The sequence below is a fragment of the Reyranella sp. genome (genome assembly GCF_965227665.1).
Lineage (GTDB): Bacteria > Pseudomonadota > Alphaproteobacteria > Reyranellales > Reyranellaceae > Reyranella.
In genome coordinates, this window is record NZ_OZ245767.1 from 2,049,874 (window position 1) to 2,068,042 (window position 18,169).

Here is an 18,169-nt window from a genome sequence, read left to right on the forward strand (position 1 = left end):
CGAGTTTGGGGCCAGCTGATGTTTCCCCCGGCCGACAATAGGATCACAAAGTACGAACGAATCGTTTTGGCTTCCATTGTCGCTGTCGCGACAATAGTTACAGCCGTCGCGATTGTGGCCGATCAGTTCAAGGTGAACCTGCTCGCCGATTTGATGCGGGACCGCAGTGATTTGCCAAGCACATGCAACGCGAAACTGGGAGCCCGATTTCTGTTCTGGGCGGCCTTCGCCTACGAGATTGCCAGTATCCCTGTGGCGCTTCATCTCAAACGCCAAACGCCGGACGTGGTGGCGTATCAGAAGTTGGGAACATCTGGCCAACACGAACACGGGCGCGGATCGATCCGATTCAAAACAGCGGCATCGATCATCGTCTTTGCCGCCATTACATACTGGGGATCATTTCATCTCGCATACGGCGATTCCAGTATCTGTAATTCTCAATATCTGGTGCCAGTAGTCGTCGGCTATGCGCAGGTGTTTGGGGTCAGTGTTGCTCGCGGGCTGTTGGCGTTTCTCTTTTGTCATTTCTATTTCATGTCTCTCGATACGGCCCCGGATCGGAAGTCCACGGAGTGACCCTCTTTGCTCCGGCATCGCCTTGGCGGCCAACGCCTCCGGCTCCCAGGTGCTTGCAGGCATGAACTGCAGGGCTAGACTGCCGCCCATGAACCCCGACCAGCTCAAGACCTTCATCGGCAGCTTCTGGGACGACCAGATCCTGCCGTCGCTCACCGAGTACATCCGCATCCCCAACAAGTCGCCGTCCTTCGATCCGAAGTGGGAGGAGAACGGCTACATGGAGCAGGCGGTCACGCTGATGACCGACTGGGCGCGCCCGCATGTGGCCGCCTTCGCGGGCGCGACGATGGAGGTGGTGCGGCTGCCGGGCCGCACGCCACTGATCTTCATCGAGATCCCGGGGGACGACAACGACGACACCGTCCTGCTCTACGGCCATCTCGACAAGCAGCCCGAGATGAAGGGCTGGGCCGAGGGCATGGGGCCGTGGATCCCGGTGCGCAAGGACGACAAGCTCTACGGCCGCGGCGGCGCCGACGACGGTTACGCGATCTATGCCTGTTTCGCGGCGCTATTGGCTCTCAAGGAGCAGGGCATCCCGCGCACCCGCTGCGTCATCATGATCGAGGGCTGCGAGGAATCCGGCAGCTACGACCTGCCCTTCTATGTCGACCACCTGCTCGACCGGATCGGCGACCCGTCTTTGGTCGTCTGCCTCGATTCGGGCTGCGGCGACTGGGACCGGATGTGGCTCACCACGTCGCTGCGCGGCATCGCGGCCGGCACGCTGAAGGTGCGCGTGCTGAACGAGGGCGTGCATTCGGGCGACGCGTCGGGGATCGTGCCCTCCTCGTTCCGCATCACGCGCGCGCTGCTCACGCGCCTGGAGGACGAGGCGACTGGCGAGATGAAGCTGCCGGAGCTGTTCGTGCAGATCCCGCCGCAGCGCATCGCGCAGGCCTCTGAAGCCGCGCGCGTGCTGGGCGAGGAGGTCTATCGCAAGTTCCCGTTCGCCGGCACGACCAAGCCGATGGTCGAGGATCTCGGCCAGATGGTGCTGAACCGCACCTGGCGGCCGCAGCTCGCGACCGTGGGCATGGCGGGCTATCCCGAGCCGGTCGATGCCGGCAACGTGCTGCTGCCCTACACCGAGGCCAAGATCAGCGTGCGCACGCCGCCGACGCTCGACGCCAAGGAGGCCGTGAAGGCCATGAAGAAGGCGCTGGAGTCCGATCCGCCCTATGGCGCAACCGTCGAGTTCGATGCCGGCGAAGGCGGCCAGAGCGGCTGGCACGCGCCGCCGCTGGCGCCGTGGCTGGAGACGGCGGTGAACGATGCCTCGCAGGAAGCGTTCGGCCAGCCGGTCGCCTACATGGGCGAAGGCGGCACGATCCCGTTCATGGGCATGCTGGGCGACAAGTTCCCCAAGACGCAGTTCGTGATCACCGGCGTGCTGGGGCCGCACTCGAATGCGCATGGGCCGAACGAATTCCTGCACATTCCCACGGGCAAGAAGGTGACGGTCGCGACCGCGCTGATGATCGCGGCGCACTTCGAGCGGAAGGAAAGCTAAGATGCCTCGCTTGGGTGGAAAGCACTTAAACAGCGAAGCGTTAGACTGCCGACGCTATCGTTTCGCTCTCGTCGCGACTTTGGGAATGAAGCCATTCCCATTTTGCCCTGACGCTAGGAATATCTGACGTCCTGCCCTCTGCAATATGAGCAGCGACCAGCTTAGAAAATTCCTTCGGCTCTGCAGGAATTCGGTCCTCGGCGACGAAGTCCGCCATCTGGCGGACGCCACTCCAATCTGTGAATAGGTCGATAAAGTACTCACCGTCACGATCTTGCTTAATCCAGCCAGCATATGGCGGCGGCGTTCCTTCAACAAATTCCGTTCGCCAATATTCCATCGCCACATCGTCCAGAATTACCCGTGGGTATACTGCGCGCTTTTCAAGTTCATAAGCGGTGATGAGTGCAGGTCCCACTACTACGCGACCTTCATGGAACACTGGCCCTACAGTGATCCCACCTCGAGTCGCAAATCCATGTGCCAAGAGGTATCGAGCGAGCATGCCGACTTCGCGAACCAAGTGTACGAAATAGTGCTCGGGAGTACCGATCGACACCAGAATGGTGTCGGAGAAAAAATTACTCTTCGCGAGGCCACCCAACGTCACCCATTGCGGGAAAAGGCGGTCTGCCACGTCAATAAACTTGTCCAACCGTTCCCGAGCTTCTTTCGAATCGGTACTCCGGACGACGAGGTTGGAAAAGCCCAAAACGTCCAGAAAGGCAAACGAGCGCTCGGTGTAGTCGACCATGATCCACGTGGCTGAACGAACTAAAAAATCACCCTAGCCTATTGATATAAGGCTATTCTGCATCTGGCGACCTGCGCTTCCGCTTGTGCGCGGACTTGACGGTATCACTTCGGAATCCCGCAAACTCCACCCGCAATGCCGATTCTCCTAGCGACGCACTGTAGGCAAGCGCAAAAATGCGTAGGTCATACACGCCGCCAATATTAAAGACTTTCCTTGCTCAATTCGGGAGGGGCGTGAAGGTCGGCGCGATCCACGTTAGCTACTCAGCTCTTCGCGGAGCATCTCGAGTTCGAGCCATTCGGTCTCGGCGGCTTCGATCTCGGCCTGGGCGGTGCCGATGCGGGTGGTCTTGGATTGGAAGGACTTGGGATCGCGGCGGTAGAGGTCGGGATCGGCCAGCGCCTTTTGTAGCGTGGCGATCTCGGCCTGCAGGGCTTCGATCTTCTTCGGCAGTTCGACCAGGGCGCGTTCGCGCTTGTAGCCGAGGCGGGCCTTGCCCTGTGCTGCCGGCTTCGGCGCGGCCGGCTTGTCCTTTGCGCGTGACGGCGTGACGCCGGTCGGTTCGACGCGCGGGCCGCGCTGGGCCACGTAGTCGCTGTACCCGCCGGCATATTCGGTCGCCGTGCCGTCGCCTTCGAGCACGATGGTCGAGGTGACGAGACGGTCGAGGAAGTCGCGGTCGTGGCTCACCAGCAGGACGGTGCCGTCGTAATCGTCGAGCGCCTCCTGCAGCAGGTCGAGCGTGTCGGCGTCGAGATCGTTGGTCGGCTCGTCGAGCACGATCATGTTCGACGGCGCGGCCAGTGCCTTGGCCAGCAGCAGGCGGTTGCGCTCGCCGCCCGACAGGGTGCGCACCGGCTGGCGCGCCTGCTCGTCGCGGAACAGGTATTCGCGCAGATAGGTCATCACGTGCGTGAGGTGGCCGCGCACCAGCACATGGTCGTTGCGGTCGGCCAGCGTCTCCCACGGCGTCTTGTCGGGATCGAGGCCGATGCGGCGCTGGTCGATCACCACCGGCATCAGGTTCGAGCCGAGCTTCACCGTGCCGCTGTCGGGCTCGAGCTCGCCCATCAGCATCTTGAGGAGCGTCGTCTTGCCGGCGCCGTTCGGTCCGATCAGGCCGATGCGGTTCTTGCGGAAGATGCGGGTCGAGAAATCCTGAACGATGGGCTTGTCGCCCCAGCGCTTGGTGATGTTGCGCGCGGTCACGACCAGCGCGCCCGAGGCCTCGGCGCTGCCGGCCTCGATGCTGGCACGGCCCACGGGGCCGATCTGCTGGCTGCGCTGCTGGCGCAGGGCATTGAGCGCGCGCAGGCGGCCCTCGTTGCGCGTGCGGCGGGCGCGGATCGACTTGCCCGCCCACTCGGTCTCGCGCTCGATCAGCCGGTCGAGCTTGTGCCGCTCCGTCGCCTCGCGCTCGATGATGTCGTTCGACCAGGCCTCGAACTCGCCATAGCCCTTGTCGAGGCGGCGCACGATGCCGCGGTCGAGCCACAGCACGGCGCGCGTCAGGTTGGTGAGGAAGCGCCGGTCATGGCTCACCAGCACATAGGCGCCGCGCCACTTCGAAAGCTTCTCCTCCAGCCACTCGATGGTCGGCAGGTCGAGATGGTTGGTCGGCTCATCGAGCAGCATGACGTCGGGCTCGCCGATCAGCACGCGCGCCAGCGCCGCGCGGCGCGCCTCGCCGCCCGACAGGGTGGTCGGATCGCGCCCGCTGTCGAGCTTCATGTCCTCGAGGATGGCAGCGACGCGATAATCGTCCGGCCCCAGCGAATCGGTGAGGGCGGAGGCGACATAGTCCGCCACCGTGGCATGGCCGGAGAAATCCGGCTCCTGCGGGAGGGTGGCGACGGTGGCGCCGGGCTGGGCGAAGCGCTCGCCGGAATCGGCGATCGGCGCGCCCGCCAGGATGCGCAGCAGGGTCGACTTGCCGGCACCGTTGCGGCCGACCAGCGACAGCCGCTCGCCCGGCGCGATGCCGAGATCGACGCCGGCCAGGATCGACTGGTCGCCGAGACGGAAGCGGATGCCGCTGAGCGCGAGGAGAGGAGGATCGGCCATGGAGCGCGCTGTATTGGCCGAACCTGTCCGCCTCGGCAAGGGCGAAGCCCGGGTTGGGGCAAGGGCGAAGCCCGGGGTTGGGGCAAGGGCGAAGCCCGGGTTTGACGGGCCGGACGGCGGGCTTCATGAAAGCCTCATGGTAATGGGGCTCACCACCGGACTCTGGGTCAGCGCGCAGATACGCCTGTGCGACCGCGCGTTCATTCCCGCAGCCGTCGTGCGGCGCGGCGATCCCGATGTCGGAACCGTGCTGCTGAAGATCAACCGCTTCGAAGCCGGCGTGACCGTCTTCACCCAGACCAGCACGCTCGACGATGAGGCGGCGTGGAGCCGCGGCACCGGCCCCTCGCCCGTCAGCGAGCCCGAAGCCGACGCCTACATCGCCCGCCAGGTTGCCCGCGATCCCGACCTCTGGGTCCTCGAAATCGAGGACCGCAAGGGCGAATACAAGATGGTCGGGAAGATCGTTTAGGCCGAGCGAAGCTCGGCCCGTGAGCGTCAGGACATTGTGCAACAATGTCCGGGAGCGACGTAAGGAAGAACGACCACAGGCCTATTGCGCGCCGAGCACCGTCCTCGGATCGATGGTCTTGCCGGAGCGGCGGACCTCGAAATGGAGCTGCGGCTCGGCTGTTCCGCCGGAATTGCCCACCTTGGCGATGGTCTGGCCCTTCTTGACCGTGTCACCCTTCTTCACCAGCAGCTCTTCGTTGTTGCCGTAGGCCGTGATGTAGCCGCCGGAATGCTCGATCAGCAGCAGGTTGCCCATGCGGGCGACCTCGCCGCCGGCATAGACGACCTTGCCGCCCTCGGCGGCCTTCACCGGTGTGCCCTTGGCGGCGGCGATGTCGATGCCGTCATTCTTCTGGCCGCCCGACGTGCCGTAGCTCGAGACGACCTTGCCGTTGACGGGCCAGATCATCCGCGCCGGCGGCGTGGCCGGCACGGTGACCGACTGCGAGGCCTTGCTGAGCGGCGTGGGTTCGCCGGCGGGCGCGGCGGAGCGCGGCGCCTCGCCCTGCGCGCCCGGCGGCGGCGCCAGGCCTTCGCGCTTCACCGAGGACGGCGCGTTGGGATTGGCGGCGGCGGTCTGCTGGCTGGCGGGCTCGCCGTAGCTGTCCTGCACGAAGCGGGCGCCCGGCATGGCGAGCGACTGGCCCGGCTTGATCGTGTACGGCGGCTTGAGATTGTTGCGGTCGATGATGGTCTGCGACGGCACGCCATAGCGGCGCGACAGGCCGTCGACCGTGTCCTTGTCCTTCACGACATAGACCGGAACGGCATTGGGGCCGGCGGCGGACCCGGGATATTCCATGGTGCCTTCACGGGCACCCATGACGGTGTTGCAGGCGCCGAGCGCGACCGACAGCACCGCCATTGTACCCAGCGTATGCATGCGGCCGGCCCATCGCGAGGGGAAGCGAGGGGCGTTCTTCATCTGTGAAGTGTAGCGCATCAGGAGGCTCCGCCAAAGCGGAGCGTCCGCCTGCGCGCTTTCAGCCCTGGCCGAGGACCGGCAGCGGGCCCGCGACCAGTGGCACGAACCTCACCGGCATCAGCGTGTCGCGTTGCAGGCCGCTCTCGTTCTTGACGATGCGCTCGACGACCTGGGAGGTGGGATCGCGGCCCACCGGCACGATCAGGATGCCGCCGACGGCCAGCTGGTCGATCAGCGCCTGCGGGCGCTCCTCGGCAGCGGCGGTGACGATGATGCGGTCGAACGGCGCCTGGCCCGGCCAGCCCTTGCTGCCGTCGTTGATGTCGACCACGACGTTGTAGATGCCGAGGTCGAGCAGCAGACGCTCGGCGGCCTTGGAGAGCGGCTTGAAGCGCTCGACCGAGTAGACGCGGCGCGCGAGCTTGGCCAGCACGGCGGCCTGGTAACCGGAGCCGGTGCCGATCTCCAGCACCTTCATGCGCGGACCGACGCGCAGCGCCTCGGTCATGGCGGCGACCACCAGCGGCTGGCTGATCGTCTGGCCGAAGGCGATCGGAAGCGCCGTGTTCTCCCAGGCGCGTTCGGCGAAGGTCTGCGTGACGAAGCGCTCGCGGTCGACCGAGGCGATCGCTGCCAGCACGTTCTCGTCCGTGATGCCGGAGTTGCGCAGTTCGGCGATCAGCCGCTGCATGGCGGGGACGTTCACGCCGCCCCCTCAGTCGAGTTCGACGGGTGCCGCCTCGAACTCCGCGACGAGCTTCCGGCGCATGGTCTCGTGCGTCAGGTCGAGGTGCAGCGGAGTCACCGAGATATGGCCGGACCGGACGGCGGCGATGTCGCTCGCCTCGTCGATCTCGCTCTCCTGCGGGGCGTAGCCGATCCAATAGTAGGTGCCGCCGCGCGGATCCTTGCGCTCGAGGATGTGGCCGCCGAAGCCGCGCGTGCCGGTGTGCGTAACCCGCACGCCCTTCACCGACCCCGCCACGACATCGGGGAAGTTGACATTGACCAGCACGTTCCGCGGCCAGTCGAGCGCCAGCACCCGCCGCGCCACCGCGGCGCCGTGCGCCGTCGCGGTGCCCCACTTCACGGGATGGTCATGGACATAGGCCTGGCTGAAGGCGATCGACGGGATGCCCAGCAGGCAGCCTTCCATGGCGCCCGCGATGGTGCCGGAATAGGTCACGTCGTCGGCGATGTTGGTGCCGCGGTTGACGCCCGACAGGACGAGGTCGGGCTTGCGGTCCTTCATCAGGTGCTTGACGGCGAACAGCACGCAGTCGGTCGGCGTGCCGTCGACCGCGACCTTGCCCTCGCTGACCTCGCGCGCACGGATCGGCCGCGACAGCGACAGCGAATGGCCGGCGCCGCTCTGGTTGACCTCGGGCGCCACGATCCAGACGTCGCTCGACAGCTGGGTCGCGATCTCGACCAGCGCCTCGAGACCGGGCGCATGGATGCCGTCGTCGTTGGTGACGAGGATGCGCGCCTTGGCGAGGTTGGGAACCTTCATTTCCGGGCCGGCGCAGACGCCGCAGGGGGCGCGGGAATAAGCTCGAGGCCGCCCATGTAGGAGCGCAGCGCCTCGGGCACCGTCACCGAACCGTCCTCGTTCTGGTAGTTCTCCAGCACCGCGACCAAGGTGCGGCCGACCGCCAGGGCGGAGCCGTTCAACGTGCACAGGAAGCGCGTTCCCTTGCCTTCCTGGGGTCGGTAGCGGGCGTTCATGCGGCGCGCCTGGAAGTCGCCCATGTTCGAGCAGCTCGAAATCTCGCGATAGGCGTTCTGGCCGGGCAGCCAAACCTCGATGTCGTAGGTCTTGCGCGAGCCGAAGCCCATGTCGCCGCCGCACAGCACGACCGTGCGATAGGCCAGGCCAAGGCGCTTCAGCACCTCCTCGGCACACGCCGTCATGCGCTCGTGCTCGGCGGCCGCCTGCTCGGGGGTGGTGATGCTGACCAGCTCGACCTTGGGGAACTGGTGCTGGCGGATCATGCCGCGCGTGTCCTTGCCGGCCGACCCGGCCTCGGAACGGAAGCACGGCGTGAACGCCGTGAAGCGCAGCGGCAGCTCCTTCTCGTCCAGCACCATGTCGTTCACCAGGTTGGTGAGCGAGACCTCGGCGGTGGGGATCAGCCAGAAGCCGTTGTCGGTATGGAACATGTCCTCGGCGAACTTCGGCAGCTGGCCGACGCCGTAGACGGCGGTGTCCTTCACCAGCAGCGGCGGATTGACCTCGGTGTAGCCGCCCTCGACCGTGTGCAGATCGAGCATGAACTGCGCCAGCGCCCGCTCCAGCCGCGCCAGATGCGCCTTCAGGAACACGAAGCGCGAGCCGGAGATCTTCACGGCGGCGGCAAAATCCATCTCGCCGGTCGCCTCGCCCAGCGCCACGTGATCCTTCGGCGGAAAGCTGAAGTTGCGCTGGTTGCCCTCGCGGCGAATCTCGACGTTGCCGGTCTCGTCGGCGCCCTCGGGCACGTCGTCGAACGGCAGGTTCGGGATCACTTCGAGACGGATTCGCAGGTCCTCGTCGAGGCGGCTCGCCTCGCGCTCGCCGTCCCTCAGGCTCTGCTCGAGATTGGCGACCTCGGCCATCAGCGCGTCGGCGTTCTCGCCCTTGCGCTTGGCCATGCCGATCTGCTGGCTGAGCGCCTTGCGCTTCGCCTGGATGGCTTCGCTCTCCGAGATCGCCGCGCGACGGCGCCTGTCGATGTCGAGGATCTCCGCCGAAAGCGGCGCGAGGCCGCGCTTCTTCAGGCCAGCGTCGAACGCTTCGGGGCTCTCCCGGATGAATCGTATGTCGTGCATGTCTAGCTGCCAGTCGCCTGGTCGGACTTTTCGGCTTCCTCGGCCTTCGCCTCGGCCTCTTCGGCCGCCTTCTCCGCGGCCGCGCGCTTCCGCTCGATCACGCCGCCGATCAGGATGCTGATCTCGTAGAAGGCCATCAGCGGGATCGCGAGCGCGATCTGGCTCACCACGTCGGGCGGCGCCAGCACGGCGGCGATCACGAAGGCCACGACGACGGCATAGCGGCGCTTGGACTTCAGCCCCTCGGTTGTGGCGATGCCGACCTGGATCAGGAGGGTCAGCAGGACCGGGACCTCGAAGGCGAAACCGAAGGCGAAGACGAGCTGGAGGATTCGTTCGAGATAATCCGACGATCTCAGCGTCTTCTCGATGTCCGGCGGCGCGTACTGCGTCAGCATGAAGTTGATCACGTACGGCAGCACGACATAGTACATCAGCGCGCAGCCGGCATAGAACATGAACGGCGTGGCGACGAGGAACGGCACGAAGGCGCGCTTCTCGTGACGATAGAGTCCCGGTGCGACGAACAGCCAGATCTGCACCGCGATCAGCGGGAAGCCCACGATCAGCGCCACGAACGCCGACAGCTTCACCGTGACGAAGAAGAACTCGAAGATGTCGAGGACGATGACCTTGTAACCGTCGGCCAGCGCCGGCTGGATCAGGAACGAAAAGATCGGCTTGGCGAAATAGAACGTGACGAAGAAGACTGCGAAGAAGCACACGAGCGCATAGATCAGGCGCTTGCGCAGCTCGACCAGGTGATCGAGCAGCGGCATCGGCTTGTCGTCTTCGGGTCCGTCGTATGCCTGGGTCACGAATTACATCGCAGCGTTGGGAGCCGCGTTATGCCGCCCTTTGGGGCGCAATTCAAAGCGCAAGTTGGCGCTCAGCCGGCCGCAACGGCTTTGGCCGGCTTCTCTTCAGCTGAAACGACCGGCACCGGAGCTTCGGATAGGGTCGTTTCGGCAACCAGCGGCACCGCCACCGGGGCTGGCGTCGTGTCCGGCGACGCGACGGGCGTCGCCTCCGCGCCTTCGAGCGCGGGCTGGGGCTCGGCCGCGATCTGCGGGGCCGATTCCGGCTCGGCCAGGGGATTGTCGAACTGAGCCTTGGCCTCGGCCATGGCCTTCTCGCCCTCGGCCATGCCTTCCTGTAGCGCGCTCTTGATCTCCCGGGTCGGGTCGAGCGCCTGCAGGTCGAGGCCGGGTGAGGCGGTCAGCTGCTTCTTGACGTCATCGAGGTCGGCCTGGCGCACCATCTCGTCGACATGGCCGCGGAATTCCGAGGCCATGCCGCGCATCTGGGCCATCCACTTGCCCCAGCTGCGCAACAAACCCGGCAGTTCCTTGGGGCCGATGACGACGAGCGCCACGACCGCAATGACCATCAACTCAGGACTATCGATACCGAACATGGCCGGTCAGGCCCTCATGTCGCCCGCGACTCAGATCTTGGCGGCGCTGTCCTGGTGGTGGACCGTCCCGCCCGGCGGGGTGGTCGTCGCCTGAGCCGAGATCGGCTTGGCGCTGTCGCCCGGCTGCGTACCCGGCTGAGCCTGCGGCGGTGTCTCTTCCTGCGAGCCCCCGACGCCCTTCTTGAAGGCCGAGAGGCCCTTGCCGAAGTCGCCCATGAGCTGCGAGACCTTGCCGCGACCGCCGAACAGCAGCAGCACCACGGCCAGCACGATCAGCCAGTGCCAAATGCTGAAGCTTCCCATTTCACAATGCTCCCAAGATCTATTGCAATCGGCGTGTCGATTTACTTGTGCCGATTATGGCACCCGTTCCGAAGCCCCGGCAACCTGTCGAATAAGGTGGTTCTGGGGCGTCAGCGCCCGGGTTCCGCGGGACCTTCCTCGACGGCAAGAGGCTCGTCGGCCTCGTCCTCCGTCGGCTCGAGCGGCAGATCGGGCTCGTCCGGCCTGAATATGGGGGGCTGGGAGCGGGCATCCAAGAGCCCGGCGGCCTTCAATTCCTCATGGCCCGGCAGATCGTCGAGGCTCGGCAGGCCGAAATGCTCGAGGAAAAAGTCCGTCGTGCCCCAGGTCACCGGCTTGCCCGGTGCCCGGCGGCGGCCCATCGGCTTGATCCAGTTCTGCTCGAACAGCAGGTCGAGCGTGCCCTTGCTCAGGCCCACGCCGCGGACCTGCTCGATCTCGGCGCGCGTCACCGGCTGGTGGTAGGCGATGATGGCCAGCGTCTCGACCGAGGCCCGCGACAGTTTGCGCGTCACCGGCTTCTCGATCTTGAGCTTCTCGGAGAGATCGGGCGCCGTGCGGAAGGCAAACCCGCCCGCCACCTGCACGAGGTTCACGCCGCGGCCGGCATAGAGTTCCGCGAGATCGGCCAGCAGGCGCTTCACGTCGGCATCGTTGGGCAGCCGCTCCACCAGCTCCTTCTCGCCGAGCGCCTGGGTGCCGGCGAAGATCAACGCCTCGAGCAGCCGCAGATGCTGGGCATGATCGGGCGAGACGACGTCGGTCACCTCGCCGGCCGGCGCGGCAGCGGCTGCCGCCATGGACACGGCCGCCTCTGCGACGGCCTCAGCGGCCACGGTCTCGACCAGGCCATTCTCGACGGGCGCGTCCGGCGCGGAACTCTCCTCTACCGCAGGAGCTTTCGCAGGCTTGTCGTCGTCGCCGTCCTCCTCGTCACGATCGTCGACGTCGGACTCCTCGACCTCCTCAGCCTCGTCGTCCTCCTCCTCGTCGTCGTCGTCGTCCTCGTCTTCTTCATCGACTTCGTCGCCGTCCGGCGTGTCGTCAGCCGATCCGTCGTCGTCATCGTCATCGTCATCGTCATCGTCATCGTCGTCGTCGTCGTCGTCCGAATCATCATCATCATCGGCATCGTCCGAACCGCCGTCCTCGACGTCGTCATCCTCTTTCTTTTCGTCGTCGTCCTTGCCAGCCTCGTCCTTGGCGGCGGCCTCCTCGGGAACGAGCGCGGGCTTGTCGAGATCCTCGACCGGGGGCGTGGCGTTTTCGATGTCTGACATGTCCGGGACCGTCACTGCTGGTCAGTACGTTTACGCAAATGAATGGGGCCGAAGCGCTCGGTCTGGCGCAGCTCGATCTGGCCGTCCTTGGCAAGCTGGAGGCCGGCGACGAAGGTCGCGGCGATCGCCGAGCGGCGGCGCGCGGGATCGGTCAGGCCGGCCGGCAGGAAGGCTTCGAGCGACTGCCAGTCGATGGCGATGCCCAGCATGCGGCCGAGACGCTCCGCCGCCTCCTCGACCGAGAAGAACTCCATCGGCTTGATCTGGTAGGTGTCGGCGTCCTTCGGCCTGACCTGCGAGCCGTAGGCGCTCAGCAGGTCGTAGAGCTTCACGTCCCAAACGGCGCGGCGCACGACGACGATGCCTTCGGGCTGGCCGCGCGAGAAGATGTCCCGGCCGAGCTGCGGGCGTGCCATCAGGCGCGCTCCGGCCTCCTGCATCGCCTCGAGGCGGCGCAGCTGCCACTGCAGCGCGTCGGCCATTTCCTGGCCCGACGGCTCTTCGCCGGCGGGCGGTTCCGGCAGCAACAGGCGCGACTTCAGATAGGCCAGCCATGCCGCCATCACGAGATAGTCGGCGGCCAGCTCCAGCCGCATGCGGCGCGCCTGGTGGATGTGGACCAGGTACTGATCGACCAGCGCCACCATCGAGATCTTGCGCAGGTCGACCTTCTGGTCGCGGGCCAGGCTCAGCAGCAGGTCGAGCGGGCCTTCGAACCCTTCGAGATTGACGATCAGCTCGCCCTCGCCCGGCGCGATGACGTCGGGTCCGGTCGCGCCGAAGGCGTCGGCAGCGGCGCCCGGGGCCGCAGTCGCGTCAGCCGGTGCAGAGGCACCATCGGCGACGGGCGCCTCCTCGGGGGGCGGGCTGGCGGGTTCGGTCATGCAGTCCCGGTTTAGTGAGCGGAAGAGCCTACCGCCACATGATTTGGCCCTGCCTTATCCCCATTCCGGCAGGAGTTCGGCGACCCGCCGGGCCGCCTCGGCGAGCCCGCGGGCACCGGCGGGGTCGCGATGACGGGCAAGGAAGTTGCGCCCGTCCTGGAAACGCCGATGGGCGCGCTCGGTCATCGGACCGGTCCGGCCCGCGATCTCGACCATTTCGGCCATCCGACCGTTGCAGTGGAGGGCGATGTCGCAGCCGGCGGCCAGCGCCCGCGCCGCCCGGTCGCCGAGCGACCCGCCCAGTGCCTGCATCGAGAGATCGTCCGACAGCAGCAGCCCGTCGAACCCGATATGGGCACGGATCACGTCCTGCACGGCACCCGCAGAAACCGTAATGCAGTCCCTGGGATCGATCGCCTCGAACAAGAGATGCCCCGTCATTGCCCACGGCAGGTCGGACAGCAGCTTGAAGGGCACGAAGTCGGTGCGCTCCAGCTCGGCGCGCGGGGCCGTGACCGTCGGCAGCGCCTCGTGGCTGTCGACCGTGGCCCGGCCATGCCCGGGAATGTGCTTGATGACCGGCATCACGCCCTCGGCCATCAGCCCCTCCGCCGCGGCCCGGCCCAGCGCCGCGACCGGTTCGGGCCGGTCGGCATAGGCGCGGTCGCCGATCACGGCATGGGTCTCGGGGAAGGCGATGTCGAGAACGGGCAGGCAATCGACGTCGCAGCCGACCGAGGCCACGTCGGCCGCCAGCAGCCGGGAATTGAGCTTCGTCGCCTCGAGCCCGGCGTCTGGATCGCGGGCATAGAGCTCGCCCAGTAGCCGGGCCGGCGGCGCCTTGCGCCACTGCGGCGGCCGCAGCCGGGCGACCCGGCCGCCTTCCTGGTCGATCAGCACCGGCGCCTCGCCGCGCGCCACGCAGGAGCGCAGCTCGTCGACCAGGCGGCGGGTGCTCTCGACCGTGTCGATGTTGCGGGCGAACAGGATGAAGCCCAGCGGATCTGTGTCGCGGAAGAAGGCACGCTCCTCCGCCGACAGTTCGGTCCCGGCGCAGCCCAGGATCAGCGCGCGCGGCCGGCTCATCGAAGAGACCTCACCCCGCCGGCCTCAGCGCGCGGGCGGGACCGAGACGCAGTCGGCCTTGCGGGCCTTCAGCGAGGCGCACACGGAATGGGCCTGCTTCTCGTCGAGCGGGCCGGCCTGCACGCGGTACCAGACGCCGCGATCGCCGAGATCGACGCGCACCGCCTGCATGCGCAGGCTCGACAGTTGCTCGCCGTGCGCGCTCTGCAGGCGCGCCCACGTCGATTTGGCGACGTCCTCGTTCTTCACCGAGGCGACCTGGATGCGCCAGCCGCCGGTCGGACCGGACATGTTCTCGATCAGGCTGGCGATGCTGGGACCGCTCTCGGTCGTGGTCGGCGTGTTGGTCGCCGGCTGCATGTTCGGCGGATTGGCGGGCACCTTCGGCTCGGTGACGGCCGGGGCGCTGGTGGTCGAAGCGGGTTGCAGCGGCGTCGGAGTCCTCGTCCCCGCCGTCTCGGTTTCCTTCGGCGCAGCCGGCAACGGCAGACCATTGGGCGGCAGCTTCGGTGTCACGGCGACCGGCAGCAGCTTCTCGGGCTGCGTCGGCACGGTGCCCGGCGAGATGCGGTTGAAGACTTCCTTGTCCTGATTCGGCGGCACCAGTCCGCCGGCATTCTCCGGCTTGACGCGGGAGGGCGTCGTCGGCGCCTGCACGACCAGCGGTTCCAGCCCGCGGCCGCCGGCCTTGACGTCCTGGTTGTGTGCCCACCAGACCACCGAACCGAAGCTCGCGACGGCGGCGACAGAGACCATCACCGTGAGGATCTGGCCGCGGCGCCGGTTGACCCGCATGAGCAGCGAGTCCCGGGGAGGCGGGGGTATCGAATCGGGTTCATGCGCGACGGGCCGAGGCGGAGGATCGAGCCGCACAGCTACCGACTCGTTGGGCCGGTAGATCGTTGGTCCGTCGCCGGAGGGGGACCGGCGAACATGCATTTTTTATCTCATTTCATCGACGGGTGTGACGCCGAAGACCTTTAATCCTGATGCTATCACAAAACCGATTCCCTGTACCAATGCCAGTCGCGCCCGCGTGAGATCGGAGTCGCCCTCGATCACGAAGCGCAGGCCCGGCTCCTCCCGTCCCCGGTTCCAGTGGGAATGGAAGGCGGCCGCCAGGTCGTACAGATAGAAGGCGATGCGGTGCGGCTCGTGCGCCACCGCCGCCGCTTCGACCTGGCGCGGCCACTGGGCGATCATCCGGATCAGCGCGAGTTCGCCGACGTCGGACAGCCGGTCGAGCGGCGCGCTGTCGAGCCCGTCGATCGCGATGCCCGCGGCCGTCGCCTGGCGCATCACGGAGCGGGTCCGCGCATGGCCATACTGGACATACCAGACCGGGTTGTCGCGTGACTGTTCGGTGGCCTTTACGAGATCGAAGTCGAACGGCGCGTCGTTCTTGCGCGTGAGCATGGTGAAGCGCACCACGTCGGGACCGACCTCGTCCAGCAGGTCGCGCAGGGTCACGAAGGTGCCGGCGCGCTTGGACATGCGCACCAGCTCGCCGTTGCGCATGACGCGCACCAGCTGGCAGAGCTTCACGTCCAGCTCGCCCTGCTTTTCGGTGATGGCGCTGACGGCCGCCTTCATGCGCTTGACGTAGCCGCCATGGTCGGCGCCCCACACGTCGATCATGTCGGCGAAGCCGCGCCGGTACTTGTCGTGGTGATAGGCGATGTCGTTGGCGAAGTAGGTCCAGGTCCCGTCCGATTTCTTGAGCGGCCGGTCGACCTCGTCGCCGAACTGGGTGGCGCGGAAGAGCGTCTGCTCGCGATCCTCCCAATCGTCCGGAAGCTGACCCTTCGGCGGCTCCAGCCGCCCCTGGTAGATGAGGCCCTGCTTGGTCAGCTCCTCGAAGGCGCGGTCGACGGCGCCGCTCTCGACCAGGGCGCGTTCCGACGAGAAGACGTCGATATGGACGCCCAGCGTCTCCAGGTCGGCCTTGATCTCCGCCATCAGCGTGGCAATGGCGAAGGCGCGCATCTCGGGCAGCCAATCGGCCTCGGGCTTGCCGATCCAGCGCGCCCCGTCGCGTTTGGCGATCGCGGCGCCCACGTCCTTCAGATACTCGCCGGGATAGAGCCCCTCGGGAATCGAGTCGATCGTCTCGCCGAGCGCCTCGCGGTAGCGCAGGTAGGTCGAATGGCCGAGCTTGTCGACCTGCGCGCCCGCGTCGTTGATGTAGTATTCCTTGGTGACGTCGAAGCCCGCCTTGTGCAGCAGGTTGGCCAGCGCGTCGCCCACGACCGCACCGCGCGCATGCGCGACGTGCAGCGGTCCCGTCGGGTTGGCCGAGACATATTCGACGTTCACCTTCTCGGACTTGCCCATCGTCGAATCGCCGTAGGCGACACCGGCCTTCAGGCAGTCGCCCAGACGCGCGCGCCAGAAACCGTCGGCGATCTTGAGGTTGAGGAAGCCCGGTCCCGCCACCGCTCCGTCGACCACGTCGGGATTGGCCTTGAGGCGCGCCAGCAGCGGCTCGGCGATGTCGCGCGGCTTCTTGCCCGCCGCCTTGGACAGGACCATCGCGGCATTGGTCGCGATGTCGCCATGCGCGGCATCGCGCGGCGGCTCGGCCGTGATGGCGGAAAAATCGAGCTTTTCGGGCAGTTCGCCCGCGGCCTGCAGGGACTGGAGGGCCGCGACGATCTCGCCGATGAAATGACGGTAGGGATTCATGGGGCGGGTATTGCCGAATCCGCGCCCTTTGTCATCCGCGAGGCGAGTTGCCTCATTGGAGCGCGCCACTCCAGTGGCGCCTCATGAGCTGAGCGCCACCGGAGTGGCGCGCTCCCTTGAGAGGTCCGTCCGCAGACTCAGGAATAGAGGTCGAACAGGCGGCGGTGCTCGTCGAGGGCGAAGCGGTCGGTCATGCCGGCGATGTAGTCGGCGACCACGCGGGCGCGGGCGTGGGTGCTGGCCTGCTCGGCCTTCTCGCGCCACGGCGAGGGCAGGCAGTTGGGCTCGGCGAACAGCAGTTCGAACAGGTCGACCACGACACGGCGGGCCTTGGAATGCGAGCGGTTGAGCTTCCAGTGCTCGTACATGCGCGTGTAGAGGAACCGCTTCACGGTCTTCTCGGTCGCGGCCATCGCCTCGGAAAACGCCACGACGGGCCGGCCGAGCGCACGGATGTCGGCCACCGACTTCGGCGCGGCTTCGGCCAGCCGGCGGCGCGTCTCGGCCACCACATCCTCGACCATGGCGTTGATCACGCGCCGCACCGCCTCATGGATCAGGCGGGTCTGGTCGATGCCGGGATACTTGGTCGTGACCAGCGAGAACATCTCGCCGACCAGCGGCAGGTCGAGCAGGTCGGCGACCTCGAACAGGCCGGCCCGCAGCCCGTCGTCGATGTCGTGGTTGTTGTAGGCGATGTCGTCGCTCAGCGCCGCCACCTGCGCCTCCGGCCCGGCATGGCCGTCCAATTCGAGATCGTGGTCCTTGCAATAGTCGACGATGGCGGCCGGCAGATCGGCGAGCGTGCGCCCCGGCTTCAACAGCGGGCCGTTGTGCTTGACCGCCCCCTCGAGGGTCTCCCAGGTGAGGTTCAGCCCGTTGAACTCGGCGTAGCGGTCCTCGAGCTTGGTGAGGATGCGCAGGGTCTGGGCGTTGTGGTCGAACCCGGCATAGGGCGCCATGACGCCGTGCAGCGCCTCCTCGCCGGCATGACCGAACGGCGTGTGGCCGAGATCGTGGGCCAGCGCCACCGCCTCCCCGAGATCCTCGTCGAGGCGCAGCACGCGGCAGATCGTGCGCGTGATCTGGGCGACCTCCAGCGAATGGGTCAGGCGCGTGCGGTAGTGGTCGCCTTCATGGAACACGAAGACCTGGGTCTTGTGCTTCAGCCGGCGGAACGCCGTCGAATGGATGATGCGGTCGCGGTCGCGCTGGAACGGGCTTCGGCTCGGCGACTCGGCCTCGCGATGATACCGCCCCTTGCTCTGCCACGGCAGCGTCGCATAGGGCGCCAGCGCCTCTTGTCGCCACATCTCCTCGGCCAAACGCGGTCCTCCTGCAGGGCCCGC

19 protein-coding genes are annotated in these 18,169 nt (G+C 66.8%); 4 read left to right on the forward strand and 15 right to left on the reverse strand.

Going from position 1 to position 18,169, the window contains the following annotated elements:
* The first annotated feature begins 18 nt into the window (after positions 1–18).
* Together ACO07I_RS09920 and ACO07I_RS09925 are read left to right on the forward strand one after the other, a co-directional pair.
* Positions 19–579, forward strand: coding sequence for a hypothetical protein (locus ACO07I_RS09920; RefSeq protein ID WP_422016793.1), 561 nt, complete (start codon positions 19–21; stop codon positions 577–579).
* Positions 580–640: 61 nt separating this feature from the next.
* Positions 641–2,095 (forward strand): M20 family metallopeptidase, encoded by a 1,455-nt coding sequence (locus ACO07I_RS09925; protein ID WP_422016795.1) that lies wholly within the window; start codon positions 641–643, stop codon positions 2,093–2,095.
* Positions 2,096–2,135: 40 nt separating this feature from the next.
* Here ACO07I_RS09925 and ACO07I_RS09930 read toward each other — a convergent pair whose 3' ends face one another.
* Together ACO07I_RS09930 and ACO07I_RS09935 are read right to left on the reverse strand one after the other, a co-directional pair.
* Positions 2,136–2,849, reverse strand: coding sequence for a hypothetical protein (locus ACO07I_RS09930; protein WP_422016797.1), 714 nt, complete (start codon positions 2,847–2,849; stop codon positions 2,136–2,138).
* 258 nt (positions 2,850–3,107) lie between these two features.
* Positions 3,108–4,916, reverse strand: coding sequence for an ABC-F family ATP-binding cassette domain-containing protein (locus tag ACO07I_RS09935; protein ID WP_422016799.1), 1,809 nt, complete (start codon positions 4,914–4,916; stop codon positions 3,108–3,110).
* Positions 4,917–5,052: 136 nt separating this feature from the next.
* Between ACO07I_RS09935 and ACO07I_RS09940 the strand changes: the two genes are divergently transcribed.
* Entirely contained in the window at positions 5,053–5,388 is a 336-nt protein-coding gene (locus tag ACO07I_RS09940) for a DUF1491 family protein (protein WP_422016801.1), read from the forward strand.
* Between the two features lie 81 nt (positions 5,389–5,469).
* On the opposite strand, the gene ACO07I_RS09945 is transcribed toward ACO07I_RS09940, so the two are convergent.
* From ACO07I_RS09945 to scpB, 8 genes are all read right to left on the reverse strand, one after another.
* On the reverse strand, positions 5,470–6,372 hold the full coding sequence (locus ACO07I_RS09945; protein WP_422016803.1) for a peptidoglycan DD-metalloendopeptidase family protein: 903 nt from the start codon (positions 6,370–6,372) through the stop codon (positions 5,470–5,472).
* A 40-nt stretch (positions 6,373–6,412) separates the two neighbouring features.
* On the reverse strand, positions 6,413–7,045 hold the full coding sequence (locus ACO07I_RS09950; RefSeq protein ID WP_349770464.1) for a protein-L-isoaspartate(D-aspartate) O-methyltransferase: 633 nt from the start codon (positions 7,043–7,045) through the stop codon (positions 6,413–6,415).
* Positions 7,046–7,069: 24 nt separating this feature from the next.
* Entirely contained in the window at positions 7,070–7,867 is a 798-nt protein-coding gene (gene surE / locus ACO07I_RS09955) for a 5'/3'-nucleotidase SurE (protein WP_422016805.1), read from the reverse strand.
* A complete protein-coding gene (serS, locus tag ACO07I_RS09960; RefSeq protein ID WP_422016807.1) occupies positions 7,864–9,165 on the reverse strand; it encodes a serine--tRNA ligase in 1,302 nt (433 codons plus the stop codon). Before serS ends, surE begins: the two co-directional genes overlap by 4 nt.
* 2 nt (positions 9,166–9,167) lie before the next feature.
* Positions 9,168–9,983, reverse strand: coding sequence for a twin-arginine translocase subunit TatC (gene tatC, locus ACO07I_RS09965; protein WP_422016809.1), 816 nt, complete (start codon positions 9,981–9,983; stop codon positions 9,168–9,170).
* A 71-nt stretch (positions 9,984–10,054) separates the two neighbouring features.
* Positions 10,055–10,582 (reverse strand): Sec-independent protein translocase protein TatB, encoded by a 528-nt coding sequence (tatB, locus tag ACO07I_RS09970; RefSeq protein WP_422016811.1) that lies wholly within the window; start codon positions 10,580–10,582, stop codon positions 10,055–10,057.
* Positions 10,583–10,612: 30 nt separating this feature from the next.
* Positions 10,613–10,885, reverse strand: a complete 273-nt coding sequence (locus ACO07I_RS09975) for a twin-arginine translocase TatA/TatE family subunit (RefSeq protein WP_422016813.1) — start codon at positions 10,883–10,885, stop codon at positions 10,613–10,615.
* A 110-nt stretch (positions 10,886–10,995) separates the two neighbouring features.
* Positions 10,996–11,652 (reverse strand): SMC-Scp complex subunit ScpB, encoded by a 657-nt coding sequence (gene scpB, locus ACO07I_RS09980; RefSeq protein ID WP_422016815.1) that lies wholly within the window; start codon positions 11,650–11,652, stop codon positions 10,996–10,998.
* On the opposite strand from scpB, the gene ACO07I_RS09985 reads away from it, so the two are divergent.
* Positions 11,617–12,162 (forward strand): hypothetical protein, encoded by a 546-nt coding sequence (locus tag ACO07I_RS09985; protein WP_422016817.1) that lies wholly within the window; start codon positions 11,617–11,619, stop codon positions 12,160–12,162. The genes scpB and ACO07I_RS09985 overlap by 36 nt on opposite strands.
* A 14-nt stretch (positions 12,163–12,176) precedes the next feature.
* Here ACO07I_RS09985 and ACO07I_RS09990 read toward each other — a convergent pair whose 3' ends face one another.
* The 5 genes from ACO07I_RS09990 to ACO07I_RS10010 form a co-directional block, all read right to left on the reverse strand.
* Positions 12,177–13,049, reverse strand: coding sequence for a segregation and condensation protein A (locus ACO07I_RS09990; protein ID WP_422016819.1), 873 nt, complete (start codon positions 13,047–13,049; stop codon positions 12,177–12,179).
* Positions 13,050–13,103: 54 nt separating this feature from the next.
* Positions 13,104–14,135, reverse strand: a complete 1,032-nt coding sequence (gene nagZ, locus ACO07I_RS09995; RefSeq protein ID WP_422016821.1) for a beta-N-acetylhexosaminidase — start codon at positions 14,133–14,135, stop codon at positions 13,104–13,106.
* A gap of 24 nt (positions 14,136–14,159) precedes the next feature.
* On the reverse strand, positions 14,160–14,930 hold the full coding sequence (locus tag ACO07I_RS10000; protein ID WP_422016823.1) for an SPOR domain-containing protein: 771 nt from the start codon (positions 14,928–14,930) through the stop codon (positions 14,160–14,162).
* 147 nt (positions 14,931–15,077) lie between these two features.
* Positions 15,078–16,820 carry an arginine--tRNA ligase gene (gene argS / locus ACO07I_RS10005; RefSeq protein WP_422016825.1) on the reverse strand — a complete coding sequence of 581 codons (1,743 nt, stop codon included), beginning with the start codon at positions 16,818–16,820 and terminating at the stop codon, positions 15,078–15,080.
* A 137-nt stretch (positions 16,821–16,957) separates the two neighbouring features.
* Complete coding sequence (locus ACO07I_RS10010) at positions 16,958–18,133, reverse strand: deoxyguanosinetriphosphate triphosphohydrolase (protein WP_422018215.1); 1,176 nt, start codon at positions 18,131–18,133, stop codon at positions 16,958–16,960.
* Between the last annotated feature and the right edge of the window lie 36 nt (positions 18,134–18,169).